The organism is Allobosea sp. Root381, assembly GCF_001429395.1.
Lineage (GTDB): Bacteria > Pseudomonadota > Alphaproteobacteria > Rhizobiales > Beijerinckiaceae > Allobosea.
Window position 1 is genome coordinate 410493 of sequence record NZ_LMJT01000001.1, and the last position, 24379, is coordinate 434871.

The 24379-nt window shown below is 68.1% G+C and carries 22 protein-coding genes; 7 read left to right on the top strand and 15 right to left on the bottom strand.

Annotation, left to right across the window (positions count from 1 at the left end; translation table 11 throughout):
• The 4 genes from ASE63_RS01940 to ASE63_RS01950 all read right to left on the bottom strand — a co-directional run bounded on the left by ASE63_RS01940 (position 1) and on the right by ASE63_RS01950 (position 5095).
• On the bottom strand, positions 1 to 1263 hold the full coding sequence (locus ASE63_RS01940) for a GTP cyclohydrolase II (RefSeq protein WP_056796568.1): 1263 nt from the start codon (positions 1261 to 1263) through the stop codon (positions 1 to 3).
• Positions 1264 to 1407: 144 nt separating this feature from the next.
• Positions 1408 to 1569: a Thivi_2564 family membrane protein gene (locus ASE63_RS27845; RefSeq protein ID WP_181300606.1), complete on the bottom strand. Its 162-nt coding sequence runs from the start codon at positions 1567 to 1569 to the stop codon at positions 1408 to 1410.
• A gap of 194 nt (positions 1570 to 1763) precedes the next feature.
• Positions 1764 to 4088, bottom strand: a complete 2325-nt coding sequence (gene glyS / locus ASE63_RS01945) for a glycine--tRNA ligase subunit beta (protein WP_056795622.1) — start codon at positions 4086 to 4088, stop codon at positions 1764 to 1766.
• On the bottom strand, positions 4088 to 5095 hold the full coding sequence (locus ASE63_RS01950) for a glycine--tRNA ligase subunit alpha (protein ID WP_056795626.1): 1008 nt from the start codon (positions 5093 to 5095) through the stop codon (positions 4088 to 4090). Before ASE63_RS01950 ends, glyS begins: the two co-directional genes overlap by 1 nt.
• 284 nt (positions 5096 to 5379) lie before the next feature.
• Between ASE63_RS01950 and ASE63_RS01955 the strand changes: the two genes are divergently transcribed.
• The gene (locus ASE63_RS01955) at positions 5380 to 5667 is read left to right on the top strand and encodes a hypothetical protein (RefSeq protein WP_056795629.1); all 288 of its coding nucleotides are present in this window, start codon (positions 5380 to 5382) and stop codon (positions 5665 to 5667) included.
• 154 nt (positions 5668 to 5821) lie between these two features.
• Positions 5822 to 6127 carry a hypothetical protein gene (locus ASE63_RS01960; RefSeq protein ID WP_056795633.1) on the top strand — a complete coding sequence of 102 codons (306 nt, stop codon included), beginning with the start codon at positions 5822 to 5824 and terminating at the stop codon, positions 6125 to 6127.
• Here ASE63_RS01960 and ASE63_RS01965 read toward each other — a convergent pair.
• Positions 6121 to 6894 carry a methyltransferase gene (locus tag ASE63_RS01965; RefSeq protein WP_056795636.1) on the bottom strand — a complete coding sequence of 258 codons (774 nt, stop codon included), beginning with the start codon at positions 6892 to 6894 and terminating at the stop codon, positions 6121 to 6123. The two genes, ASE63_RS01960 and ASE63_RS01965, sit on opposite strands and share 7 nt — an antisense overlap.
• Positions 6887 to 7111: a DUF2007 domain-containing protein gene (locus tag ASE63_RS01970; protein ID WP_056795640.1), complete on the bottom strand. Its 225-nt coding sequence runs from the start codon at positions 7109 to 7111 to the stop codon at positions 6887 to 6889. Before ASE63_RS01970 ends, ASE63_RS01965 begins: the two co-directional genes overlap by 8 nt.
• A 245-nt stretch (positions 7112 to 7356) precedes the next feature.
• On the opposite strand from ASE63_RS01970, the gene ASE63_RS01975 reads away from it, so the two are divergent.
• The gene (locus ASE63_RS01975) at positions 7357 to 8385 is read left to right on the top strand and encodes a polyprenyl synthetase family protein (protein WP_056795643.1); all 1029 of its coding nucleotides are present in this window, start codon (positions 7357 to 7359) and stop codon (positions 8383 to 8385) included.
• 460 nt (positions 8386 to 8845) lie between these two features.
• Here the strand turns inward: ASE63_RS01975 and ASE63_RS01980 are convergent, their stop codons facing one another.
• The 4 genes from ASE63_RS01980 to ASE63_RS01995 form a co-directional block, all read right to left on the bottom strand.
• Complete coding sequence (locus tag ASE63_RS01980; RefSeq protein WP_056795646.1) at positions 8846 to 9592, bottom strand: ABC transporter ATP-binding protein; 747 nt, start codon at positions 9590 to 9592, stop codon at positions 8846 to 8848.
• On the bottom strand, positions 9589 to 10734 hold the full coding sequence (locus ASE63_RS01985) for an iron ABC transporter permease (protein ID WP_244491237.1): 1146 nt from the start codon (positions 10732 to 10734) through the stop codon (positions 9589 to 9591). Before ASE63_RS01985 ends, ASE63_RS01980 begins: the two co-directional genes overlap by 4 nt.
• 65 nt (positions 10735 to 10799) lie before the next feature.
• Positions 10800 to 11915 (bottom strand): ABC transporter substrate-binding protein, encoded by a 1116-nt coding sequence (locus tag ASE63_RS01990; RefSeq protein ID WP_056795649.1) that lies wholly within the window; start codon positions 11913 to 11915, stop codon positions 10800 to 10802.
• Between the two features lie 228 nt (positions 11916 to 12143).
• A complete protein-coding gene (locus ASE63_RS01995; protein ID WP_056795652.1) occupies positions 12144 to 12527 on the bottom strand; it encodes a DUF2946 family protein in 384 nt (127 codons plus the stop codon).
• Between the two features lie 723 nt (positions 12528 to 13250).
• On the opposite strand from ASE63_RS01995, the gene ASE63_RS26345 reads away from it, so the two are divergent.
• A complete protein-coding gene (locus ASE63_RS26345; protein ID WP_082609567.1) occupies positions 13251 to 14117 on the top strand; it encodes a cell wall hydrolase in 867 nt (288 codons plus the stop codon).
• Between the two features lie 267 nt (positions 14118 to 14384).
• On the opposite strand, the gene ASE63_RS02005 is transcribed toward ASE63_RS26345, so the two are convergent.
• From ASE63_RS02005 to ASE63_RS02015, 3 genes are all read right to left on the bottom strand, one after another.
• Positions 14385 to 15272 carry a 4-(cytidine 5'-diphospho)-2-C-methyl-D-erythritol kinase gene (locus ASE63_RS02005; RefSeq protein ID WP_056795655.1) on the bottom strand — a complete coding sequence of 296 codons (888 nt, stop codon included), beginning with the start codon at positions 15270 to 15272 and terminating at the stop codon, positions 14385 to 14387.
• Between the two features lie 220 nt (positions 15273 to 15492).
• Positions 15493 to 17262 carry a tetratricopeptide repeat protein gene (locus ASE63_RS02010; protein WP_244491238.1) on the bottom strand — a complete coding sequence of 590 codons (1770 nt, stop codon included), beginning with the start codon at positions 17260 to 17262 and terminating at the stop codon, positions 15493 to 15495.
• 632 nt (positions 17263 to 17894) lie between these two features.
• The gene (locus tag ASE63_RS02015; protein WP_056795657.1) at positions 17895 to 19574 is read right to left on the bottom strand and encodes an electron transfer flavoprotein-ubiquinone oxidoreductase; all 1680 of its coding nucleotides are present in this window, start codon (positions 19572 to 19574) and stop codon (positions 17895 to 17897) included.
• A 379-nt stretch (positions 19575 to 19953) separates the two neighbouring features.
• On the opposite strand from ASE63_RS02015, the gene ASE63_RS02020 reads away from it, so the two are divergent.
• Both ASE63_RS02020 and ASE63_RS02025 read left to right on the top strand, forming a co-directional pair.
• Positions 19954 to 20802 (top strand): uracil-DNA glycosylase, encoded by an 849-nt coding sequence (locus ASE63_RS02020; RefSeq protein WP_056795660.1) that lies wholly within the window; start codon positions 19954 to 19956, stop codon positions 20800 to 20802.
• 166 nt (positions 20803 to 20968) lie between these two features.
• The gene (locus ASE63_RS02025; RefSeq protein ID WP_056795664.1) at positions 20969 to 21856 is read left to right on the top strand and encodes a neutral zinc metallopeptidase; all 888 of its coding nucleotides are present in this window, start codon (positions 20969 to 20971) and stop codon (positions 21854 to 21856) included.
• A gap of 55 nt (positions 21857 to 21911) precedes the next feature.
• Here ASE63_RS02025 and ASE63_RS02030 read toward each other — a convergent pair whose 3' ends face one another.
• Positions 21912 to 22307, bottom strand: coding sequence for a cupin domain-containing protein (locus ASE63_RS02030; protein ID WP_056795668.1), 396 nt, complete (start codon positions 22305 to 22307; stop codon positions 21912 to 21914).
• A gap of 81 nt (positions 22308 to 22388) precedes the next feature.
• Positions 22389 to 22877, bottom strand: coding sequence for a hypothetical protein (locus ASE63_RS02035; protein ID WP_056795671.1), 489 nt, complete (start codon positions 22875 to 22877; stop codon positions 22389 to 22391).
• 227 nt (positions 22878 to 23104) lie between these two features.
• On the opposite strand from ASE63_RS02035, the gene ASE63_RS02040 reads away from it, so the two are divergent.
• Positions 23105 to 24226: a PA0069 family radical SAM protein gene (locus ASE63_RS02040; protein ID WP_082609626.1), complete on the top strand. Its 1122-nt coding sequence runs from the start codon at positions 23105 to 23107 to the stop codon at positions 24224 to 24226.
• Positions 24227 to 24379 lie beyond the last annotated feature (153 nt).

The window sequence follows — 24379 nt, forward strand, 5'->3', positions numbered from 1 at the left end:
TCAGAACTTGTCGAGGTTGCGGCCGAGGGTCGCCTTCAGCGCGTTGTCGCCCGGCGCGCCATCGGGAGCATAGTAGCCGGCCGCCTTCTTCGCCTCGATCTCGACCGAGGCGTCAAGCGGGATCAGCTCCGGCGGGATCGCCACGCGCTCGCCGATCTCGATGCCGGACTGCACCATCGCATCGTATTTCATGTTCGACATCGACATCAGCCGGTCGATCCGGGTGATGCCGAGCCAGTGCAGGACATCCGGCATCAGCTGCTGGAAGCGCGCATCCTGCACGCCGGCGACGCACTCCGTGCGCTCGAAATAGGTCGCGGCGGTATCGCCGCCCTCCTGGCGCTTGCGGGCGTTGTAGACGAGGAATTTCGTGACCTCGCCCAGCGCCCGGCCCTCCTTGCGATTGTAGACGATCAGGCCGACGCCGCCGCTCTGTGCCTCCTTCACGCATTCCTCGATGCCATGCGTCAGATAGGGCCGGCAGGTGCAGATGTCCGAGCCGAACACGTCCGAGCCGTTGCACTCGTCATGGACGCGGCAGGCGATGCGGCGCTTCGGATCGGAGAGCGCGGCGACCTCGCCGAGGACATAGGCCGTGATCGAGCCGATGGGCGGCAGGAAGACGCGCAGATCCGGCCGCGTCACCAGCTCGGGATACATGCCGCCGGTCTGCTCGAACAGTGTGCGGCGCAGTTCCTGCTCGCTGGTACCAAAGCGTTCGGCGATGCCCGGCAGGTGCCAGACCGGGTCGATCGCGATCTTGGTGACGCTGATGTCGCCGGAGGCGTGCAGGATCTGCTCGTCGGGGGCGAGCCTGTGGGCCGCCATGGCGGCGAGAATCTCCGGCAGGTTGAGCCTGGCCCTGGTGACCGCGATGGTCGGCCGGATGTCGACGCCCTCCCCGATCAGCCCGCCGAAATCCTGCGCGACGCGATGGCCGAAGGGGTCCAGCGAGACGATTGTGCCGGCTTGAGACCATTGCGGCTGTTCGGGAATCTCTGCTGTGGGGTGGGTGTTGCGCAAATCCGGCCGCTGAGAGGGGTTCATGGCGCGCGCCGAGATCGCGAGCGCGCGATAGACCGAATAGGAGCCGCCATGGGCGCCGATGACGTTGCGGTCCGCCGGCGTCGTGGTCGATGCGATCACGGGGCCGCGCTCGGCGGCCGTCGCCGCGCCCCAGCGGATGGGAAAGCGCGTCGCGGCGCTGCCGGGCTCGGGATGCGAGGTCAGGCGGATATGGGTCGTGCGGTTCGACGCGTTCATCGTCACTTCGCCCAGCAACAGGAAAGGGCCCCGAGACGCAAAGTCCGAGGCCCTCTGGAACGATTCAACTCTGACGCAAGCGCGATTCGGCGTCAATCAGCCCCTGTCGGGGTAGTCCGTTACCGCCGTCTGCGATGCCGGCCCTCAGAACACGGCAAGATAGCGCAGCAGCGAGATGATGCCGATGACGATGACGATGATCTGGACGACGTTCTTGATCTGCGCGTCGAGCGGCAGCATCCGCACGAGATAGAGCACGAGGCCGATGACGAGAACGGTGATCAGAAGCGAAATCAAAATACCCATGAAATAAATCCTCCGTCGCGGCCGCAATGCCGGCCCCCCGGGGCCTCCGCCCCGACGCATTCGCGACGGCTCGGCCCCGCGCAGACAACGTTCCGGCGCCGAAAAGAGTTCCATTGCGGCTTTGCCGGCGAAGGAGGCGGGAAGCGCGACGCAGAGCCCCTCTCCCATAGGGAGAGGGGTTTCCCGCGCCGGACTCAACCGGCGATGCGGTCGAAATCCGCGACCGCGCGGGTCGCCTGGCGCAGCTGGTTGAGCAGCTTCAGGCGGTTGGCACGGAGAGCCGGATCGGGATCGTTGACCGTGACCTGATCGAAGAAGGCATCGACCGCCGGCCGCAGCTCGGCCAGCGCCGCCATGGCGCCCTCGTAATCCTCGGCGGCGACGGCGGCTTCCGCCTTCGGCGTCGCCTGGGCGAGCGCGACCGCGAGCGCCTTCTCCTCGATGAGCCCGGCATCGGCGATGAGCTGGAGTTCCGGCGCGCCCGCGAAGGCGCCCTCACCGTCCTTCTTCTCCTCGGCCCTGAGGATGTTGGCGGCGCGCTTGTAGCCGGCCAGCAGGTTCCGGCCGTCCTCGGTGTCGAGGAAGCGGCCGAGCGCCGCGACGCGGCGGGTGATGAGCAGCAGGTCGTCGGAGGCGCCTTTGCTTAGTACTGCATCGACGAGGTCATGTCGCGCGCCCTGGTCTCGGAGCATCACCTTCAAACGGTCATGGAAGAAGGACAGGAGGTCAGCGTACGCAGCCAACATCCCCATTTCTGTTTTCTCAATGAAGGCGCGAGCAGCCGCAGGACTCAATTGTGCCTGAACGTACGCTTCCACATCTAAACCGAACTGTCGACCAACCCGTTCATTAAGCTCGGTAGCCTGCTCGGCGATGCTATCCAATTCGGCAAAACGACCGGCTGTGGATACTCGGCCAAATGCTCTATCTAAGAACCCAGTCAATCTGACTTTGACGCCATTCTCTACCACCAACCGGATTACGCCCAGCGCCGCGCGGCGCAGCGCGTAGGGGTCCTTGCTCCCGGTCGGCTTCTCATCGATGGCCCAAAAGCCGACCAACGTGTCGAGCTTGTCGGCGAGCGCGACCGCGACCGAAACCGGATCGGTCGGCACGCGGTCGGACGGGCCGGCCGGCTTGTAATGCTCTTCGATCGCCGCCGAGACGCTCGGGTCCTCGCCCTGCAATTCCGCATATTTGCGGCCCATCAGGCCCTGCAGCTCGGGGAACTCGCCGACCATCTCGGTCGGCAAATCGGCCTTGGCGAGTTTTGCGGCGCGCTCCGCCTTCTCCGGATCGGCGCCGACGATCGGCGCCAGTTCCCGCGCCAGCGCAGCGATGCGCTGGACGCGCTCACCTTGCGTGCCGAGCTTGGCGTGGAAGACGACGCCGAGCTTGTCCAGCTTGGCCATGCGCTGGTCGAGCGGCTTCGACAGGTCGAGGTCGAGCTTTTCAGCGCTGGCCTGGAAGGTGTCGAGATCCGGCAGCGGGCCGCGATCCGTCTGCCAGAAATAGGCGGCGTCCGAGAGACGCGCCCGCACGACGCGGCCGTTGCCGGCGGTGATCGCCGTGCCGCCGTCGCTGGCGATCAGGTTCGAGGTCAGCAGGAAGCGGTTGGCGAGCGCGCCGGTCTCCGGATCGCGCAGCACGAAGCATTTCTGGTTGGCGCGGATGGTGGCGCGGATGGCCTCGCCCGGGATCTCCAGGAAGCGTTCCTCGAAGGAGCCCATCAGCACGACCGGCCATTCGACGAGGCCGGCGACCTCCTCGAGCAGCCCCTCGTCCTCGACCAGCTCGAGCCCCTGCGCGAAGGCCAGCGTCTTCGCATCGGCGAGGATGATTTCCTTGCGCCGGTCGGCATCGAGCACGACCTTCGCCTTCTCCAGCGACGTCACATAGTCGTCGAAGCGCTTCACCGTGATCGCGCCGGGCGCATGGAAGCGGTGGCCATGGGTGACGTTGCCGGAGACGATGCCATCGACCTCGAAGGGCACGATCTCGGTATCCTCGGTCTCGGCGCCGAAGGTGCAGAGGATCGAATGCAGCGGGCGCACCCAGCGCAGGCTGGCGCCGGCGCTCGATGCCTTGCCCCAGCGCATCGATTTCGGCCAGGGGAAGGCGCGGATGACGGCAGGCACGATCTCGGCGATTGCCGCGACCGTCTCCTGGCCGGGCTTCTCGATGACGGCGATATAAGAGTCGCCCTTCTTCGGGTCGCTGACGATGGTCGCCTGGTCGAGCGAAGCCAGCCCCGCAGCCTTCAGGAAGCCCTGCACGGCGGCATCGGGCGCGCCGACGCGCGGGCCCTTGCGCTCCTCGCGAATGTCGCGGCCGCGCACGGGGAGGCCTGCGATGTGCAGCGCCAGGCGCCTCGGCGTGGCGAAGGCTTTTGCGCCCTCATAGACGAGGCCGCGTTCGACCAGCGCATCGGTCACGAGCTTGCGGAGATCGTCCGCCGCCTTGCGCTGCATACGGGCGGGGATCTCTTCGGAGAAGAGTTCGAGCAGAAGATCGGGCATCAGTTGGCTCCCCCACCGGCGGTCTTCAGCCAGGCGGCACCGCAGGCCTTGGAGAGTTCGCGGACGCGCAGGATGTAGCTCTGGCGCTCGGTGACCGAGATCACGCCGCGCGCATCGAGCAGGTTGAACATGTGGCTGGCCTTGATGCACTGGTCATAGGCTGGCAGCGCCAGCGCATGGCGCTGCTCGACCGCCGGGCTACCAAAGGCTCCATAACGGGGATCGTCCCGGTAGTGCTCTGGAACTTCAGCCGGCGCAGCACGCTCTTCCCAACCTGCCGCCAGCAACGCCTTGCACTCGGTTTCTGCGTCGGAGAAGTGCCGGAACAGCATCTCGGTATTGGCGTGTTCGAAATTATGCCGCGAGAACTCCTGCTCGGCCTGCAGGAAGACCTCGCCATAGGAGATCCGATCCTCGCCCTCGCCGCCGTTGAAGTTGAGATCGTAGACGTTCTCGACGCCCTGGACATACATCGCCAGCCGCTCGAGCCCGTAGGTCAGCTCGCCGGCAACGGGCGCGCATTCGACGCCCGCGACCTGCTGGAAATAGGTGAACTGGCTCACCTCCATGCCGTCGCACCAGCACTCCCAGCCGAGCCCCCAGGCGCCGAGCGTCGGGCTTTCCCAGTCGTCCTCGACGAAGCGGACATCGTGCAAGGCGAGATCCACGCCGATGGCACGCAGCGAGTCGAGATAGAGTTGCTGCAGATTCGGCGGCGACGGCTTCAGGATGACCTGGAACTGGTAGTAGTGCTGCAGCCGGTTGGGGTTCTCGCCATAGCGGCCGTCCTTGGGGCGGCGCGAGGGCTGGACATAGGCCGCCTTCCAGGGTTTCGGCCCGAGCGCGCGCAGCGTCGTCGCCGGGTGGAAGGTGCCGGCGCCGACCTCCATGTCGTAGGGCTGGAGTATGACGCAGCCGCGCTCGGCCCAGAAGCGCTGCAGCGTCAGCAGCAGGCCCTGGAAGGAGCGCGTCGGGTCCAGCGCGTCGGACTGGGCAGCGGGAAACATGTCTGGGGCGGCCAAGACTGGAGCCTTCCGAATTCTCAAGGGTGGCGGCGTGCTTAGAGCATGTGCCGCAAAAGTGGAATCCGCTTTTGCGAGGATGGCGGCTCCGATCCCGCGAATTGCGGAGGAACCGGCATCTTCCGGCCGATTGAGGCCGGGCAATGGCGCGCCGGACAGCTTCCGTTCATCCTCGCGGGCTTATGGTCAAGGCTGTCCGCAAGATCCGCGGCGTTCGGGGGCGAGCGCTCGAGCCGGGTCGGCGGTGTCTAGGATCCAGGAGAAATCCAATGCTGTCATCCCGTATCGCCGCCGCCACCTTCGGCGCCCTCACCCTCGCAGCCGCAGCTTTCGCGGCCGCCCCCGCGACGGCCGCGCCGATCTCCGCCGGCATCCTCCAGACGGCTCCGGCCGAGGGCAGACTGGTGGAGCAGGCGCAGTATTACGGGCCGCGCCGCTACTATGGCCCGCCGCGCTACCGTGGCCGCCCGGCCTATCGCCCGCGCTGCTTCTATACCGATCGGCGCGTCTGGAACGGCTATCGCTGGGTCATCCGCCCGGTTCGCGTCTGCCGGTAAGGCGTGTTGCGCGCCGAGATGTGGCCGCAATGTGAAGACAGGCTGAACGGCGCGGCATGGTGCCGTTCAGCTCAGGGAGCCTAGCCTCCCTGCAAGACGGCCGCCGCACGCATCGCGAAAGCCGGCTCCGCGTTCATCGAGGAGGACCAAGTCCATGTTCCGCAAGATGCTTCTCGCCTTGGCGGCCGTAACGGCCCTGGGCAGTGTTTCGCTGATCGCCGCGCCCGCGAGCGCTGCATCGGTCTCTGCCGGCCAGGCCGTTCAGGACGATGGCGGCCTGGTGCAGCAGGCGCAGTATTATTACGGCCCGCGACGCTATTACGGGCCACGCCGCTACTATGGCCCGCCGCGCTATTACGGCCCGCCGCGCGGCTATTACGGGCCGCGCTATTATCGCCCGCCTCCGCCGGTCTTCGTGCCGCCGGTCGTGCCCTTCTACGGGCCACGCTACTATTACTGATCGGCTACCATCGGCAGCACGGCACGCCCGCGATGGAGCGCCTCGCTCTCCGGGGTGAAGCGGTTATCGGGCCCGTTGAGAACGAAAGCCGGCAGCAGCGCTGCCGGCTTTCTGCTGTTGAGCACGCCGGTCACGACGATGCGGATAGCCGGGCTTTCGACGCGGGCATGGATCGGCCGGACCGCGACATCGCCGAAACCCTTGCCGAGGGCGGCGAGGATTTCGGCCAGCGCCTCCGCCCGATGGATCAGGGCGATCCGCCCGCCCGGCCGCAGCAGCCGCCGCGCGGCCTTGAACCAGGGGTCGAGCGAACCCTCGGCGACATGGGCGGCGCGCCGGTTCGGCACCGGCGAGGCCTTGGTGTCCTGCGGCGGATAGAAGGGCGGGTTCATGGCGACGCAGGCGAAGCTCGCCGCCTGCAGGCCGACGTCGGCTTCGGGGCCGGCGATATCGGCATTCACCACCGAGACGCGCCCCGAGAGCCCGTTCAGCGCGCCATTTTCCGCCGCCAGCGCCGCGAGCTCGGGATCGCGCTCGAGCAGCACAACCTGCAATGCCGGCTGCGCCAGCGCAACCGCGAGCCCGATGGTGCCGACGCCCGCGCCGACATCGAGGAGCGGGCCTGCGCCGAGCGCCGGGATCGCGGCGGCGAGCAGGATCGCGTCGCTGCCGGCACGGTGTCCGCGCTTCGGCTGCCGCAGGATCAGCCGGCCATCCAGCAGCCTGTCCTCGACGATCTCGCCCAGCCCCGGGCTCACGTCACTCATCGCGCAGTTCGCCGCCAAAGCCCGCCTCGATCAAAAGAGCGCGAGCGCGCATGCGGTCGGCATCGCGCACGAGCAGCCGGCGCGGGAAGGCGCCGATCATGCCTTCGAGCGCGCTGATGTGCTGGTCGGCGATCAGGCAATCGAGATTGGCCGAGGCGAGCAGCGCCTCGATGGCGCCGAGCAGGACGAGGTCGTTGGTGCGGAGGAGTTCATGCATGAAGCGATGGAGCCCATCCGCGGGCTGAGGCGCAAGCCCTATCCTTTCGAAGCCGTCATCCTGAGCGGCTGACCGGAAACGCCCCTCGGCATGGGCGCGGGATCGCCAGCGTTGAGTGGGCATCCCGGCTCGCGTTCCTTCATCCTGCGGCGTCAGCGCCGGTTTGCGGGGCTGGCCAGGCATGCGGCGGTTGTGGCAAGGCTTTACCGCGCCGCAAAATGCGGAAGGCCACCGGAGTGGATCGTATGGGTGTCGTCGTCGCGTTCGAGGACAAGGAGACCGGAAAGGGCGCCGGGAATGCCCGGATCGAGGCCCTGGTCGATCTCGTGCGCGCCGATATGGAGCGCGTCAATGCGATGATCCTGTCGCGCACCGGCTCCGACGTGACCATGATTCCCGAGGTCGCCAACCATCTGATCTCGTCCGGCGGCAAGCGGCTGCGGCCAATGCTGACGCTCGCGACGGCGGGCCTTAGCGGTTATCGCGGCGAGGGCCATGTCAAGCTCGCGGCCTCGGTCGAGTTCATGCATACCGCGACGCTGCTGCATGACGACGTCGTCGACCAGAGCGACATGCGCCGCGGCAAGCTCGCCGCCCGCATGCTCTGGGGCAACGAGGCAAGCGTGCTGGTCGGGGACTTCCTGCTCGGACAGGCCTTCCGGATGATGGTCGAGGTCGGCTCGCTGCGCGCGCTCGACATTCTGTCCACGGCCGCCGCCGTGATCGCGGAGGGCGAGGTGCTGCAGCTCTCGGTCGCCAAGAACACCGAGACCACCGAGGACGAGTATCTCGCCGTGATCCGCGGCAAGACGGCCGAGCTTTTCGCCGCCGCCTGCGAGGTCGGGCCTGTGATCGCCGAATCGCCCAAGGCCCATGCCGCTGCCTGCCGCAGCTACGGCCTCAATCTCGGCATCGCCTTCCAGCTGATCGACGATGCGCTGGACTATGGCGGCGTCGCGGCCAAGCTCGGCAAGAACACCGGCGACGATTTCCGCGAGGGCAAGATCACGCTTCCCGTCGTGCTCTCCTTCCGGCGCGGCAGCGCCGCCGAGCGCGCCTTCTGGAAGCGCACGCTGCAGGACGGCGAGATCCGCGACGGCGATCTCGAGGAGGCGCGGGCGATCATGAAACGCCATCGCGCGCTCGACGACACGATCGAGCGGGCCGAGCACTACGCCAAGATGGCCAAGGACGCGCTCGGGCTGTTCCCGGACTCGCCGATGAAGCGGGCGCTGAACGAGACGGTCGATTTCTGCGTCGCACGCGCGCACTGAGCGCTCAAGGTTTCCCGACGCGGAAGGCGCGTCCTCTCTCCGTCATGGTCGGGACACGCCCGACCATGCGGCGGAGCCCACACCAAAAGCCCCGGCCGGCTGCCGCCGCAGGGTTTTCGCATGGCACGCCCGAAAGGGGATGCGCGGAGCCGGGCGGCGCGCGGGCCTGGCCGCGAGCCGAAGTCGAAGGTCGATGTCGAAGGTCGATGCGACGCTGGCCTTGGCGCCGCCCGGCTCCGCGCGCGGGGATTTTGGGACGGCGAAGGGCCTCGTCCTTGCCTTGGGACGAGACGACCGCGCCACCTCCGCACGCTCCGGCCCGCGACGGCCGGAACCTTGCGGAACCCGCTCCTGCACCCGGCCGCACGACGCCTCGCGACAGCCCCCTTGGTCGGTCACAGCGCGTGCAGAATAGGCACCGCCCAAGGCGGCGGGGATAAGTTCGCCTACGCGCGCCCGGTCACAGCGCCCTCAGCGGCGTCATGATCGGCTTGCCGTCCGGGGCCATCGACATGGCCGCCTGGACCGCGAAGACGCTGGCGACCATGGCAGGCTCGATCGTCGCTGCGGGACTGCCGTGACAGACCAGGCACCCGCGCTGCATCACGGCGATCGCGTCGGCGAAGCGGGCGGCGACGTTGAGGTCATGCAGCACGACGAGCGTCGTCAGCCCCCGCTCCCGGGTCGCGCCGAGCACGATCTCCATGACCGCGAGCTGGTGGCGGATGTCGAGCGCGCTGATCGGCTCATCGAGCAGCAGCAGCGCCGGCTCCGAGGCGAGCGCCTGGGCGAGGAAGACGAGCTGGCGCTGGCCGCCGCTCAGCTCGCCGAGATAGCGCGAGGCGAGCGCCATCAGGCCGAGATCGTGCAGCACGGCCTCGACCGCATCGAGATCGGCGGCGCCGACGCGCAGGCCCAGCCGGCCGAGGCGCCCGAGCAGCACCGTCTCCAGCACGGTCAGCGCCGTGCGGCCGGCAATGTCCTGCGGCATGTAGCCGATGCGCGACGGCCGCATCGGCGTACCGTCGAAGGCGATGCTGCCGCCATGCGGCATCACCCCGGCGATCGCCTTGATCAGCGACGACTTGCCGGAGCCGTTCGGGCCGATCACGGCGAGCACCTCTCCGGCCTCGGCCACGAGATCCAGTCCCGGAATCACCTCGGTCGCGCCGTAGCGCACGGTCAGGTCCTTGACGGTCACCCTCACCAGAAAGCCCTCCTGTTGCGCATGATCAGCCAGATGAAGAACGGCACGCCGACCAGCGACGTGACGATGCCGATCGGGACGATCGCCCCCGGCAGGACCGTCTTGCTCGCGATCGAGGCGGCCGAGAGCAGCAGCGCCCCGTAGAGCGCGGACGCCGGCAGGAAGCTGCGCTGGTCCTCGCCGACGAGCATGCGCGCGATGTGGGGCGCGACCAGCCCGACGAAGCCGATCGTGCCGACGAAGGCGACCGCGACGCCGGTGAGCGCCGAAATGAGCGCGAAGGAGCGCAGCCTGAGCCGGCGGACGTCGACGCCGAGCCCGCGGGCGCGCTCGTCGCCGAGCTTCAGCGCCGTCAGCCGCCAGGCATCCGCGACAAGGACGGGCAGGCAGAGGACGAGCACGGCGGAGATGATCCAGAGCTTGCTCCAGCTCGCCTTCTGCAGGCTGCCGAACAGCCAGAAGACGATCTGCTGCAGCGCCTCTGGCGAAGCGACGAACTGCAGCAGCGCCAGCAGGGCCTGAAACAGGAAGAGCAGCGCGATTCCCGCCAGCAGCAGCATCTGGGGCGAGGAATCGCGCGACGAACCGATGCCGTAGACGCCGGCGCAGGCCAGGCAGGCGAAGAGGAAGGCCATCAGCGGAATGGCATAGGCCTCAGGCACCGGCAGCATGACGCCGAGCACGATCACCAAGGCCGCGCCGAAGCCGGCCCCGGCCGAGACGCCGAGCGTATAGCTGGACGCCAGCGGGTTGTTCAGGATGGTCTGCATGATTGCGCCCGACAGCCCCAGTGCCGCCCCGACGACGAGCGCGACGAGCGCCGTCGGCAGCCGGATCGACCAGACGATGGCGTCCACCGTGCGGTCCTGCGCCAGGCCGAGGACGGACGCGGCGACATCGCTCACCGACAGCAGCGCCGGGCCGGTCGCGACGTCCAGCACCAGCCCGAGCACGGCGCAGGCCGCTCCGAACAGGAGCACGGCGGCCCGGCGCCAGGCCATCGCAGCGTAGAGCTGCGCGATCTCGCCTTGGCGGCCACGCACATCGCGGGAAGCGGTTCGCGGCACCGGCGCGGCGAGGCGTTCGGCCGGTGAAGGCGGCAAGGAAGCAGGGCGGGGAAAACGCATGAGATCGACGGACATGGGCCGCTCCTGATCAGGGTGAGAACCGCCCCTTGCAGCCTCACGGGCCGCAAGGGGCCGGCGCGTCAGGGCTTGAGCGACAGCATCCAGGTGCCGCCGAACGGGATGGGCAGGAATTTTTCGTGATAGGCCCTGAAATTCGCGACCGGATCGACATCCGCGAAGGCGTCCGGATAGAGCTGCTTGGCGATGTACTGCATCGCGACGAAGTCATAGAGCGTGCGGGCCAGGCCATGCTCGATGGCGCTGATCTCGCCGGCCTTGACCGCCTTGATGTCCGCCCAGCCCGGGCGCTGCGTGTAAGGCCTGAGGCTGGCGCGGGTTTCTTCGGGCGCCACGTCGTAGCCGGTGCGGACCGCCTTGGTCTTGCCGACCCATGACGACGAGGCGAACAGGATGAGGTCGGGATTGCCAGCGATGACAGCTTCCGCATTGAGCGGCCCCCAGGGCCCCGGGATCTTGCCCGTCGCGAGGTTGGTCGCCCCGAGCGCGGTGATGATCCCGCCCCACATGGTGTTGTTGTAGGTGTTGCCGATCGTATCTGCGCCGTCGCGGCCGAGCTCGACATAGACGGTCTTCGTCGCAGCGCCCGCCGCCTTGGCCTTCGCGACGCGGGCAAGGATGTCATCGTATTCGCGCTTGTAGATGGTCGCGAGCTCTTCGGCCCGCGCTTCCTGGCCCATCACCTTGCCGATGGCGCGCGTCGAGGCGAGATGCCGGTCGAGGCGCTGGGCGTTGTAGTCGATGATGACGACGGGGATCCCGGCGCCTTCGATCTGCTCCATCTGCGTCTTGGTTGCCTTGTAGCCCCAGTCCGACATCAGGAGCACGTCGGGCTTCAGGCCGATCACCTTTTCGGCGCTGAAGCTGCCGTCGTCGCTGTGGCCGATGTCCGGCATCGCGGCGAGGTTCGGGATCACCGTCTTGTAGCGGTCGAAGATCAGGGGCCGCCAGCCTTCCCAGGGCGCTCGCGAGATGCCGACGACCTTCTGCCAGCCGGCGACGCCGGCGACCGCGGTGAATTCCTCGAAGTTGAAGTTCACGGCGACGCGCTTGACCGGCAAATCGACGACGACCTTGCGGCCGAGCGCATCGGTGACCTCGGTCGGGGCGGCGAGCGCGGCCGTGGAGCACCCGGCCAGGGCCAGGGCGCAAAAAAGCGATTTGAGAGAGCTGAGCATATCGATGTCCTCGTGACGGCGGTGGCGCTCGCCTAAGGAAAGCGCCGGTCTGTCCGGGGCAGCGGGAGGGGTGCGCAAGCCGCGGCTGGAGCGGCGGCGCGTCTGCGGCGTGCCGACCGATCCGGTTAGGCGGGCTGCGCTTCCGGCCCGGTCGATGCGGCTCGATCGCGCATCACGGGCGTCCCCTTCCGATACCCGGCCACGCCCCGTCAGGGTGCGCGGCGGGCGTCAGGCGCGGGACGGCGGCGCTCGAGGATTGGCGGGGGATCGGCCGCCGACATAGCCCTGGGGCGTATCGAGCTGGCGCGCGAAGGCGACGCGGTCGACGTCGCGATAGACGACCGCGACATGGGTATCCGAGGTCGGGACGAGGACGTTCGATGCGAGCGCACAGGCCGTCCGGCAATGCTCCATCATGTCGGGCTGCCCGGCTTCCTGGCCGGAAGCACCGCCCTGCGCGCCCGGATCATGCGAGCCCAGCGGCGAACAGAGCGTCATGCCGAGGCTTTGCGCCAGCACCCGGTCGGCCGCATGGGCTCCCGAGGCCAGGCCCGCGACGACCGCCTGCAGGACGAGCAGATAGGCAGCCGCTATGGCGACCCATCCACGCATCCCGGTTCTGTGGCGGCCATAGGGCAAGCGCTGCACTCCTTGCCCCAAGCGATAGCACTCCGCTGCCAACCGTCAAATGCGATAGCGCAAATTGCGGGTTGAGCCTGCGTCTGCGGGGCGCTGCCATCGCCCCTCGCGCCGCCTCCTGGGATGTGCATCGCCATGTACATGATGCCGCAGGATTGAATTTTATATAGATCAGATCACAAAGATGCCGGATTTTATGCCCATAGGGCGCACCATTCGATAAACAACGACACGAGACGGAGATCAAAAATCTTTGACGTAAAGTAACATCAACACACAATACCCGAACATAATTCGGGGCCACTGCCTACAACTGCGATCCGTCCGCTTGCGATCCCAGTTTTTTCCTTCGTGACGCCTGTTCACGTTGTCGACCGCGATGCGGTCATCGCTTCCGGCGCCCCGGTCAAGCTCAATGCCTTCGCTTCCCCAGAGCTTCCCCCTTCCGCCATCCCGCCGGGCCAGTGGAGTTGCGATCCGTCGCAGGCTCGCTGCTTTCCCGAGGGCCGGCCGGCAAGGAAACACATCGCTTGATGCCGCAATGCGTGCGGCTGCCCCTTCATCGCAGTTGAGTGGCGCGCTCGTTCCCCTCGAACCAGGCCGCCGAACAGCACCAAGTCAGAAGATCAGCCGATCCGGCCGCCGCTCGCCCGGCGCCGCGAAGGCCAGGCTTGACCCTTCCCCGGAGTAGACCCCATGACGCGCATCGCCCTTGCGGCGCTGCTCGCGCTCACGGCTTTCGTCGTGCCGCCGGCCCATATCACGCCAACCACCTTGCCCATCCATTCCGAGGCATCTCTCGGGAGCGACAGCGATACGCAGCGCATCGGCATCGAGCCCGTTCACCTGAACGCCACCGATGGCGACGAGATCCGGGTCGACGAGCCCGACGACTGGTCCGGCCTGATCTCCGGCCGCTTCGCGCTCCACCTGGCCCCCCGCACGGACGGCGACGCTGGCCCGTCCGAGGCGTCGCCGCCCCGGAGCGCGCGCCTGCAGAACAGCGAGGGAGCGACGCCGCCGATTTCCGTGCCCGCCCGGCGCTCGGTGACGCCTATCAGCCACCGCACCATCATCGCCGCGCTGACGCCGCTCGCCTGGCCGGAATCGCGCGAGCCCCCGCCGGAGCCGCAACAGATCTATGCCGGGCTGATCAAGCCCGAGAAGCGCGCGCAGGAGCAGCGCTGCCTGGCCGAGGCGGTCTATTTCGAGGCCCGTTCGGAAGGGGAGGACGGGCAGGCCGCCGTAGCCCAGGTCGTGCTCAACCGCGTCATGAGCGGGCGCTATCCGGACACCGTCTGCGGCGTCGTCTACCAGAACCGCCACCGCAAGCTCGCCTGCCAGTTCACCTTCGCCTGCGAGGGCAAGTCTCTGCGCATTACAGAGCCCGAGCCATGGCAGCTGGCCGAGCGGATCGCGCGCGAGGTCTATGAGGGCAAGATCTATCTCGAGGATGTCGGCGCCTCGACGCATTACCATGCCGACTACGTCCATCCTCACTGGGCCAAGAAGCTGAAGAAGATGGACGTGATCGGCCGGCACATCTTCTACAGATACGGATGAGCCTGCTGGTCAACACGTCGTCTGTCCGGGGCTTCGCGTCAGCGAAGAGCGCGCAGCCCAGAACCGATGCCCCTTTGCGACGAGCGCGCGCTGTCCATGAGCCATGCGATGAAAGGCATTGGTTCTGAGGTTCGGAACTCCGGCCTGCGGCCTGCCCAGGAATGGCGGCGCGGTTCCGCTGGAAGCCTGTGCCTGTTGCGCATGCCTCGGTACCGGATGCAGCCTGTCCGGGATGACGTGGTGTTTCGCAAGCGATCTCGGCGGACGTCAACGCAGCAGCGTCGCCTTGATCCACCAGTCGGGCCGCAGCCGGCGGAGCGCCCTGCCCGCGGCGGCGCTCGTGCGGCAGTCGTCGAAGAGGGCGAAGCAGGTCGCGCCGGAGCCCGACATCCGGGCGAGCCGGCAGCCCGGCAGCGCGCGCAGCTCGGCGAGCACGCTATCGACGATCGGCGCGACCTGGCGGGCAGGTGCTTCAAGGTCGTTGCCGCTGACGGCAAGCGTCGCGATCAGGCCGGCGGCGCTGTCGGCGACGGCTGGAGCCTCTCCCCCCGCCCCCGGCCCCGCCTGCCCGGCCTGAAGACCGAGCGCCCTGAACACCGCCACCGTCTCGACCGGCACGCCGGGATTGACCAGCAGCGCGAAAAGCGGCGGCAGCTTCAGGGCCGGCCCCAGCCTCTCGCCGATACCGGCCATGACGCGGGCGCGCGAATCGAGGCAGACCGGCACGTCGGCGCCGATCCGTGCCGCCGCGCGCAGCAGCGCCGGGTCGTCGGGCGCAAGCCCGTTCAGCCGCGCGAGCAGGCGCAGCGCCCCCGCCGCATCGGCCGACCCGCCGCCGATGCCGGACGCGACCGGCAACCGCTTGACCAGATGGAAGCGGCCCATCCGGAGCGCAGCGCCCCTTCCCGCAACCTCGCCGGCGAGCATGCGCGCGGCGCGGAGCACGAGATTGCCGTCATCGACGGGGAGGCCCTGCCCTCGAGGCCCGCTGAGCGTCAGCGAGAGCTCGGCCCCCGCTTCGAGCGAGAGCGCATCGCCGACGCCGGCGAAGGCGACCAGGCTGTCTAGCTCGTGATAGCCGTCGGCGCGCCGGCCGAGGACGCGCAGCGTCAGGTTGATCTTGGCGCGGGCGCGGGTCGTCAGCAGGGCGGGCACGCTAATTCTGCTTCATGCTGGAAGAGCCGCCCCGGCCTCAGGCAGCTTGCGATCGCGTCGATCTGCACTTCCCGTCGTTGCTTCGCTGCGCTCGCAATGACGGGACTGCGGGCATTTCAGAGCAACCTCATCGGTCCTGGGTTCCGGGCTCTTCGCTGGCGCGAAGCCCCGGAATGACGGGCGGAAGTAATGGCGAGGCGACGAAGGCAGCGAAGGGGCCTCAGCCGCCATCCTGCTTCGGTCCGGTCTCTTCCTTGGGCTCGACCGCATTGGCGGATGGGCCGTCTTCCATGCCGCGCTCGATCTTGCGCTTGATCTTGGCCAGATCCTCGGGCTCGGGATTGAGGTCGCGGGCGTGGTTCCACTGGAAGCCCGCTTCGAGCTTGCGCCCGGTCTTCCAGTAGACGTCGCCGAGATGGTCGTTGATCACCGGGTCGGAGGGGCGCAGCTCCATGGCCCGCTCCAGCTCGCGCGTCGCCTCGTCGTAGCGGCCGAGGCGGTAATAGGCCCAGCCAAGCGAATCGGTAATGTAACCGTCGCGCGGCCGCAGCTCGACGGCGCGGCGCAGCATGCCGAGCGCCTCGTCGAGCTTGAGATGCTGGTCGACCAGCGAATAGCCGAGATAGTTCAGCACCAGCGCCCGCTCGCGGCCGAGCGCCTCGGGCAGCAGCTCGAGCGCCTTGCGCAGATCCTCCTCGGCCTCGGCCCAGCGCTTGGTGCGCTCGCGGGCGATGCCGCGGAAATAGAACAGATCCCAGTTGGCGCGGCCGGGCGAGGCGATCTTGGCGATGGCCTTGTCGTAGGTCTCGGCCGCCTCCTGGAAGAGCTTGCGCGAGCGATAGACGTTGCCGAGCGCCGAGAGCGCGTCGACATCGTCCGGCCGGCTGGCGATCAGGTCCTTGAGGTGCTTCACCGCCTCCTCGGACTTGCCGAGGTTCTCGAGCGCGAGGCCGGCCTGGATCTCGGCGTTGGGACGCAGCGGCGAGGCGGCCGGCATCTTCTCGTAGACGGCGACCGCATCCTCCGGCTGGCGGGCGCGTTCGAGAATGTCGCCCAGCGTCAGGATCGCGAGGTCGTGATTCGGGTCGAGATAGATCGCGAGCCGCAGATAGAGCAGCGCCGCCGCCTCGTCGCCCTGGCGGTTGCCGGCGCTGGCGAGCCCGTAGAGCACTTCGGCAGCACCCTGCTGGGCGGTTGCGACCTGACGGGTCGGCGCCTCCTTGGCGGCGACCTTGGCGAGGCCGTCGCGCACGATCGGGTGGTTCGGCAGCAGCCGGTCAAACTCGCTGAAGGTCGCGGCAGCGCCCTCGAAATCGCCGTTGCGCGCCTGCATGCGCGCCCAGAGATCGACCAGGCGCAGGGTCGTCTTCTCGGACTCATAGGCGCTCTTGAGGCGCTTCTCGGCATCGGCCTTGCGGCCGGCGGCATCGAGGATCAACCCGGCATGGTAATCACGGAAGAGGTTGTAGGAGGGCTCGCCGCGCAGCCGCTCCAGCGTCTCGATGGCGCGATTCGTCTGGTTGGAACCGAGGAAGGACCAGGCCGCGAGCAGCGTCGCGGTGATGTCGGCCGCCCGGCCGCGCCCGCCGCGCTGGAGATGGTTGCGGGCCGTCGCATAACTCTTCTGCTTGAGCGCGCGGATGCCGACGGCGAGCTGCGCCAGCCCATTGCTCGGATCGCGCTGGATCAGCTTGTCGGCGGCGCGAAAGGCGTCCGGCATCGCGCCGTCGGCCAGGAAGGCGACGAAGGCGCGCTCGAGGAGGTCGTTGTTCTGCGGATCGGCCTTGATCGCCTCGCGGAGATAGACCGAGGCCGCGCCGAGATCGCGCCCGGCGCCTGCGACGATAGCGGCGAGATAATTGCCCTCGAGGCTCTCGGCGGGCTCCAACTGCTCGTTCGCGCGCGGCGTCGCGCCCTGTGCTGCCGCCGCGACAGGCAGGGCCAGCAGCAACGCCAAGGCAGCCGTCGTGACGCGACCACGGCTCTTCATTCCAAATACCACGACTGCCATTCTCCCTCGGTCCGCCGCCTCGCCAAGCGGCGGGAGACGCGGTCTTCAGTGCGACCGTGACCGTTGCGCCTAGACTCGCAAGATGGCTCTTTCCAGGCAGGGCGGCAAGCCGCTCCCCGTCGAAATGCAGGATGGTCGTAGCGGCGATGCAACAGTGCCGGGAAACAGGCAGCACCGCAGCGTCACCAAGAATTCGTTAGCGGTGCATCCATGTTTTCGACGCTACGATGCTTCGCCTAGCAGAGGTTGCAAGGCGATTCGTATAGGATTGTTCCAATGAAGAAGATCGTTCTTAGCGTCGCCGCCGTCGCTCTGCTTGCGGGCTTCGCGGCCGGCTGCGCCCAGCCTGAGAAGCCGACCCCTGCGCCGGTGATCCGCAAGGGCTGAGCGGCCTCTCGCCCGCAGCCGCGGGCGCCACGGAAAAGGGGCGCGCCGGCAGCGGCGCGCCCCTTTTTTTGAGCCGTGTTCGCGCTCACCGTCTTTGCGAGCGAAGCGAAGCAATCCAGGGGGGCGTAGAGCTCTGCGTCCCCCTGCGTTGCTTCGTCGGCCGCGCCTCCTCGCAATGACGGGAAACGCTGCGCGACGGCTGCGGAGGGAACGAAGCCCGCTTCTCACATATTCGCGTAGCCCGGGCCGCCACCGCCTTCGGGCACGGTCCAGGTGATGTTCTGGGCCGGGTCCTTGATGTCGCAGGTCTTGCAGTGGACGCAGTTCTGCGCGTTAATCACGAAGCGCGGCTCGGTCTTCGCCTCGGGGTCCTTGTAGACCACTTCGTAGACGCCGGCCGGGCAGTAGAGCCGCGCCGGCTCGCCGTAGAGCGGCAGGTTCTTCTCGATCGGGATCGACGGGTCGGTGAGCTTCAGATGCGCCGGCTGGTCTTCCTCGTGATTGGTCGAGGAGAGGAAGACCGACGACAGCTTGTCGAAGGACAGCTTGCCATCGGGCTTCGGGTAGACGATCGGCGTGACCTCGGCGAGCGGCTTCAGCGTCGCATGGTCCGGCTTGCCATGCTTGAGCGTGCCGAAAGGCGACCAGCCGAAGAGCTGGTTCAACCACATGTCGATGCCGCCGAGCGCGATGCCGGCGAAGGTGCCCCATTTCGACCAGAGCGGCTTGACATTGCGCACCGGCTTGAGATCGGCGCCGATGGCGCTGTCGCGCCAGCTGGTCTCGATCTCGACGACCTCGTCATGCGAGCGCCCGGCGGCAAGCGCCGGCACCAGCTTCTCGGCCGCCAGCATGCCGGAAAGCACAGCGTTGTGGCTGCCCTTGATGCGAGGAACGTTGACGAAGCCCGCAGCGCAGCCGATCAGCGCGCCGCCCGCGAAAGTCAGCTTCGGGACCGACTGCCAGCCGCCTTCTGTGATGGCGCGGGAGCCGTAGGAGAGGCGCTTGGCGCCCTCGAAGGTGTCGCGGATCAACGGATGGGTCTTGAAGCGCTGGAACTCGTCGAAGGGCGAGAGCGTCGGGTTGCTGTAGTTGAGGTGGATGACGAAGCCGACCGAGACCAGGTTGTCGTCGAAATGGTAGAGGAAGGAGCCGCCGCCGGTGGAGTTGTCGAGCGGCCAGCCGAAGGAGTGCTGCACGCGGCCCTTGTGGAATTTCTCCGGCTTGACCTGCCAGATCTCCTTCAGGCCGATCCCGTATTTCTGGGGCTCGCGGTTCGCGTCGAGGCCGAACTTGCGGATCGCGATCTTGGAGAGAGACCCGCGCGCGCCCTCGCCCAGCAGCGTGTAGCGGCCGCGCAGCTCCATGCCGCGGGTGAAGCGGTCGGAAACCGTGCCGTCCCTGGCGATGCCCATGTCGCCGGTGGCGATGCCGGCGACCGAGCCGTCCTCGTTGAAGAGCAGTTCCGCGGCGGCGAAGCCCGGATAGATCTCGACGCCGAGCGCCTCGGCGCGGGCGGCGAGGAACTTCGTCACCAGCCCGAGCGAGCCGACGAAATTGCCGTGGTTGTTCATCAGCTTCGGCATGCCGAAATTCGGCAGGCGGATGCCGTTGGGCCCGGTCAGGAAGTAGAAGAGGTCCTCGCTGACCTCCGTGGTCAGCGGGCGCTCGGGATCCTCGCGCCAGTCGGGCAGCAGCCTGTCGAGGCCGATGGGGTCGATCACCGCGCCCGACAGGATATGCGCGCCGACCTCCGCGCCCTTCTCGACCACGACGACGGTGAGGTTCTCGTCGAGCTGCTTCAGGCGGATCGCCGCGGCGAGCCCTGCCGGACCGGCGCCCACGATGACGACGTCGTAGTCCATGCTCTCGCGCGGTTCGGCCTGCGCCTGTTCGAGATCCATCCCGTCCTCCGAAGGCCCGAGCCGGGCCTCAAAGCCAATTAGTTTACATATGAACCGTCTTGGCTGCCCGTTCAAGGCGGCCGGCCCGGCAGTCTGGAACCCCTCTATCCAAGCGTGAGTTCCAATTTGCAACCGTGTCGGCCGCCGAAGCCGCACGCGGTCTGGCCTCATGTCTCCGCCCGCGCTCACCTCCTCGGCATCATCCTGGACAAGCAGCAAAGACACGCCGCTCCGGGAAGACGGCGCGGAGATGGTGGCGGACCAAGCCCTCGGGATCACCCGGTGGGTTTCAGGCCGGCTCCCCAGAATCAGGGCTGCATAGGCCGGGTGCGAATCCCGGGGCTCGCGAAGCTCCACCCGGCCATGATAGACACAGGCGATGTCCCTGACCGCAGCGCCCGATCCCGCCGAGCTTGTCGCCTGGTATGCCGAAATGGGCATCACCGAGGCGCTGGACGAGACGCCGCATGACCATTTCGCTGCTGCGCAGGCCGCGCCCGATGCTTCGCGCCTGCGGCGGACGCTGCCGCCGCGCGCCGGACAGGGCGCAGCCGCCGTGGCGCGCCCGAATGCCGCAGCCGCCACGGCCCCCGACGACGCGACGCTGAGTGCCAAGGCCCTGGCGCAGGAGGCGCTGACGCTCGACCAACTCAAGGAGGCGCTCGGCCGTTTCGACGGCTGCGCGCTGAAGGCGACCGCGAAGAGCCTCGTCTTTGCCGACGGCAATCCGGCCGGCAAGGTGATGATCGTCGGCGAGGCGCCTGGCGCCGACGAGGATCGCGCCGGCCTGCCCTTCGTCGGACCTTCCGGACAATTGCTCGACCGGATGCTGGCGGCGATCGGGCTCAGCCGCAAGGACGACGTCTACATCGCCAACCTCCTGCCCTGGCGGCCGCCGGGCAACCGGACGCCGACGCCGCAGGAAGTGGCGATCTGCCTGCCCTTCATCCAGCGCCAGATCGAGCTCGCCTCGCCTGACATCCTCGTCTGCGTCGGCGCGCCCTCGGCCCAGGGGCTGCTCGGCTTCAAGGGAATCATGGCCTCGCGTGGCAAATGGGTCGAGTACGACACCGGCTCGCGGCGCATCCGCGCGATCGCCACGCTGCACCCGGCCTATCTGCTGCGCCGCCCGCTCGACAAGCGGCTCGCCTGGCGCGACATGCGCGCGCTGAAGGCGGCGCTCGACGGGGCGGCGGCGGCCGGAACCGCCGAACCCGAGGCCGGTTGAATGACGGCTTGAGTTCCTGCCCTCTCTCGATGAGATTGCGCTGGAGCATCGGACCGGAAGGCGGAATTCACTTTTCGGATCAATCCGATGCTGAAACAATGAGATCGCCGTCACGCCGCGTCCGGAAGGATGCGCGCGCCGGGCTATGGTCCACGGGGGCTGCGCCATGCAGTGGGAAGATTATCGCCAGTCCGACAATCTCGAGGACCGGCGCGGCGGCGGCGGCGATTTCGCCGGGCTTCCAGGCGGGCGCGGCGGGCTCGGCATCGGCACAATCGTCGTGCTCGGCCTGGTCGGCTGGGCGCTCGGCATCGATCCGCGCCTGCTGATCGGCGGGGCCGAGCTGATCGGCGGGATCGGCGGGCGCGGCGCCCCCACCGAGGAGACGCGCAAATCGTCCGGGCCACCGCAGGACGAGATGGGCCGCTTCGTCTCGGCCGTGCTGGCGCAGAACGAGGACGTCTGGACCAAGATCCTGCCGCAGCAGGCCAACCGTCGCTACGAGCCGCCGCGGCTGGTGCTGTTCTCCGGCGTCGACCGCTCGGCCTGCGGCACCGCCCAGGCCGCGATGGGACCGTTCTATTGCCCGCCGGACAAGCGCGTCTATCTCGACCTCTCCTTCTTCCAGGAGATGCAGCGCAAGCTCGGCGGCGGCGGCGACTTCGCCTATGCCTATGTCATCGGCCACGAGGTCGGCCACCACATCCAGAACCTGCTCGGCATCCTGCCCAAGGCCAACCAGCTGCGCGAGCGCTCCTCGGAGCGCGAAGCCAATGCGATCTCGGTGCGGATCGAGCTTCAGGCGGACTGCTTCGCCGGCGTCTGGGCCCACAACATCCAGGCGATGGGGCGCATCGACCAGGGCGACATCGAAGAGGCGATGCGGACCGCCGCCGCGATCGGCGACGACATGCTGCAGAAGGCCTCGCGCGGACAGGTCGTGCCGGACTCCTTCACCCACGGCTCCTCGGCGCAGCGACAGCGCTGGTTCAACACCGGATTCCGGACGGGCTCGATGCAGAGCTGCGATACGTTCAGGGCGCAGCAGATCTGACCGCAGGATACTTCGACATCTCGACCCGCCCCATCTTGAAAGAAGCAGTCGCGCCTCAGCGGCGGTAATCCGCGTCGCCGACATGCTCCAGCCAGTCCACGGCGGAGCCGTCCAGCTTCTCCTGAAGCGCGATGTGGGTCATCGCCGTCGTCGCCGTGGCGCCATGCCAATGCTTCTCGCCGGGCGGGAACCAGACGACGTCGCCCGCGCGGATCTCCTCCACCGGCCCGCCCTCGCGCTGCGCCCAGCCGCAGCCGGCGGTGACGATCAGCGTCTGGCCGAGCGGGTGGGTATGCCAGGCCGTGCGGGCGCCGGGCTCGAAGGTGACGAGCGCGGTTGCGATCCGCGCCGGCTCGGGCGGGTTGAACAGCGGATCGATCCGCACCGCGCCAGTGAAATACTCCGCCGGGCCTTTTCCCGAAGGCTGCGAGCCGCTCCGCTTGATTTCCATCTTCGCTCTCCCGCGTTGCCGGCCCTCGGGGCCGAAAGGTGAAGTTGACGACGCAGTACATCGTCTTTGCGGCGCTGCCGCTCAGTGCGCCGCCCGTTCGCGGCGCGCTGCCAGGCGACGCGGCGCCGCATCCAGACGCCCCGCCATGACCTGGCGCTTCGGCACCACCAGCCCCGGCCGCAGGCCGCGGGGCCCGAAGGCGAGGCTGGCGCGCTCGCGCAGGGAGCCGACGATGCCGCGCAGCGGAACCAGGGCCGGGGCATCGGCCGAAAGGATCAAATGACGCTCGACCGCCTGCGGCCAATGCGCCTGCGGAACATCGCCCGCCGCAAGCAGGAAGAGCCAGTCGCCACGCGCCTGCGCGGCGCCGAGATGCCAGTCGCCGGCGCTGCCGGCGCGCAGATAGCTCGCACCTGTCGCATCGGCCATCCGCTCGATCTCGGGCAGGCCCGTGGCATCGATCACGACGGCATGGCCGAGGAAGCCTTCTGCGACCGCCGGGATCAGGACGGAGAAGGTGGCGGCAAGCGCCTCCGCCGAGAGATCGACCCGTATCACCGCCGTGAGCATCGGCCATTCCTTATGGGGCGGCGCAGGCGGCCGCAATCCCGCCGCTTGCAATTCGTTCTCTATATGTTCACATTGAACAGCATCGAGGCTGCCGATTCCCGGTGGCTCCAGAGATGGTTTTTCGAGCCATGCGCCAGAGCAGCCCCGCCTTGCGGCCTCTTCCGGCACAGCCGCCGAAGCGGCAGGACCTGAAACGGCAGGACCTGAAGCGAACGGACAGCGCGGCGATGTCGGCTTCCGCCCGCATCGCGCCGGCCGACCCGCTGGCCCATGTCGGCAGCCGCATCGACCCCGAGCGGCGGCGCGGGCGCGGCGCGACGCTCAATCCGGGCGGGCGCTACGAGGCCGAGCAGCGCATCGAGGAGGATGACGGCTGGGGTTCGCTCGGCGAGCTGGCGCCGTTCAAGACCGAGGTCTCGGTCGAGAAGCCGCGCACCATCATTACCAGGAACGATTCCCCGGATATCTCGTTCGACCGCTCGATCAATCCCTATCGCGGCTGCGAGCATGGCTGCGTCTACTGCTTCGCGCGGCCGAGCCACGCCTATCTCGGCCTGTCGCCGGGGCTCGACTTCGAAAGCAGGCTGACCGCCAAGCCCGACGCCGCGCTCCTGCTGGAGAAGGAGCTGTCGGCGGCGTCCTACCAGCCGCGCACCATCGCGATCGGCACCAACACCGACGCCTATCAGCCGATCGAGCGCAAGCTCCGGATCATGCGCCAGATCCTGGAAGTGCTGCAGCGCTTCAACCATCCGGTCGGCATCGTGACCAAGTCGGCGCTGGTGCAGCGCGACATCGACATCCTGGCGCCGATGGCGGCGCAGGGGCTGGCCAAGGTCGCGATCTCGATCACGACGCTCGACCCGAAGGTCGCGCGGGGCATGGAGCCGCGCGCCGCCTCCCCGGCCAAGCGGCTGGAGACGGTGCGCCGGCTGTCGGAGGCCGGCATCCCGGTGACGGTGCTGGTCGCGCCGATCATCCCCGCCATCAACGAGCACGAGATCGAGCGCATCCTCGATGCGGCCAAGGCGGCCGGTGCGCGCGAGGCCGGCTATGTGCTGCTGCGGCTGCCGCTGGAGGTGAAGGACCTCGTGCAGGACTGGCTGCTGACGCATCATCCCGACAAGCTGCGCCATGTCGTTTCGTTGATCCGCTCGACGCGCGGCGGCAAGGATTACGACGCGGCCTGGGGCCAGCGGCAGATCGGCTCCGGTCCTTACGCCTGGATGATCGGCCGGCGCTTCGAGATGGCGGCCGAGCGCCTCGGGTTCAACGGCACGCGCACGCGCCTGCGCAACGACCTTTTCGTCAAGCCGGAGAAGGACAAGGCGCAGTTGAGTTTGTTTTGAGCGACGACTTGCTCCGCAGCCGTCATTGCGAGCGTAGCGAAGCAATCCAGGGGCGGCAGCGCTCTACGCCCTTCTGGATTGCTTCGCTACGCTCGCAATGACGGGGATAGCGCATGGAACCGTCTGGTTTCCTCCTCGCCGCTCCGGCATAAC

What these genes read in the sequence shown, in the direction of transcription:
- ASE63_RS01950 (WP_056795626.1), bottom strand. Translation starts at nt 5,095, where the DNA reads ATGTTTCCCGCTGCCCAGTCCGACGCGCTGGACCCGACGCGCTCCTTC.
- ASE63_RS02030 (WP_056795668.1), bottom strand. Translation starts at nt 22,307, where the DNA reads ATGGAAATCAAGCGGAGCGGCTCGCAGCCTTCGGGAAAAGGCCCGGCG.
- ASE63_RS02010 (WP_244491238.1), bottom strand. Translation starts at nt 17,262, where the DNA reads ATGAAGAGCCGTGGTCGCGTCACGACGGCTGCCTTGGCGTTGCTGCTG.
- ASE63_RS02020 (WP_056795660.1), top strand. Translation starts at nt 19,954, where the DNA reads ATGTCCCTGACCGCAGCGCCCGATCCCGCCGAGCTTGTCGCCTGGTAT.
- ASE63_RS01965 (WP_056795636.1), bottom strand. Translation starts at nt 6,894, where the DNA reads ATGAGTGACGTGAGCCCGGGGCTGGGCGAGATCGTCGAGGACAGGCTG.
- ASE63_RS01970 (WP_056795640.1), bottom strand. Translation starts at nt 7,111, where the DNA reads ATGCATGAACTCCTCCGCACCAACGACCTCGTCCTGCTCGGCGCCATC.
- ASE63_RS02025 (WP_056795664.1), top strand. Translation starts at nt 20,969, where the DNA reads ATGCAGTGGGAAGATTATCGCCAGTCCGACAATCTCGAGGACCGGCGC.
- ASE63_RS01960 (WP_056795633.1), top strand. Translation starts at nt 5,822, where the DNA reads ATGTTCCGCAAGATGCTTCTCGCCTTGGCGGCCGTAACGGCCCTGGGC.
- ASE63_RS02040 (WP_082609626.1), top strand. Translation starts at nt 23,105, where the DNA reads ATGTCGGCTTCCGCCCGCATCGCGCCGGCCGACCCGCTGGCCCATGTC.
- ASE63_RS26345 (WP_082609567.1), top strand. Translation starts at nt 13,251, where the DNA reads ATGACGCGCATCGCCCTTGCGGCGCTGCTCGCGCTCACGGCTTTCGTC.
- ASE63_RS27845 (WP_181300606.1), bottom strand. Translation starts at nt 1,569, where the DNA reads ATGGGTATTTTGATTTCGCTTCTGATCACCGTTCTCGTCATCGGCCTC.
- ASE63_RS01955 (WP_056795629.1), top strand. Translation starts at nt 5,380, where the DNA reads ATGCTGTCATCCCGTATCGCCGCCGCCACCTTCGGCGCCCTCACCCTC.
- ASE63_RS01985 (WP_244491237.1), bottom strand. Translation starts at nt 10,734, where the DNA reads ATGTCCGTCGATCTCATGCGTTTTCCCCGCCCTGCTTCCTTGCCGCCT.
- ASE63_RS01975 (WP_056795643.1), top strand. Translation starts at nt 7,357, where the DNA reads ATGGGTGTCGTCGTCGCGTTCGAGGACAAGGAGACCGGAAAGGGCGCC.
- ASE63_RS01940 (WP_056796568.1), bottom strand. Translation starts at nt 1,263, where the DNA reads ATGAACGCGTCGAACCGCACGACCCATATCCGCCTGACCTCGCATCCC.
- ASE63_RS01995 (WP_056795652.1), bottom strand. Translation starts at nt 12,527, where the DNA reads ATGCGTGGATGGGTCGCCATAGCGGCTGCCTATCTGCTCGTCCTGCAG.
- ASE63_RS02035 (WP_056795671.1), bottom strand. Translation starts at nt 22,877, where the DNA reads ATGCTCACGGCGGTGATACGGGTCGATCTCTCGGCGGAGGCGCTTGCC.
- ASE63_RS01990 (WP_056795649.1), bottom strand. Translation starts at nt 11,915, where the DNA reads ATGCTCAGCTCTCTCAAATCGCTTTTTTGCGCCCTGGCCCTGGCCGGG.
- glyS (WP_056795622.1), bottom strand. Translation starts at nt 4,088, where the DNA reads ATGCCCGATCTTCTGCTCGAACTCTTCTCCGAAGAGATCCCCGCCCGT.
- ASE63_RS02015 (WP_056795657.1), bottom strand. Translation starts at nt 19,574, where the DNA reads ATGGATCTCGAACAGGCGCAGGCCGAACCGCGCGAGAGCATGGACTAC.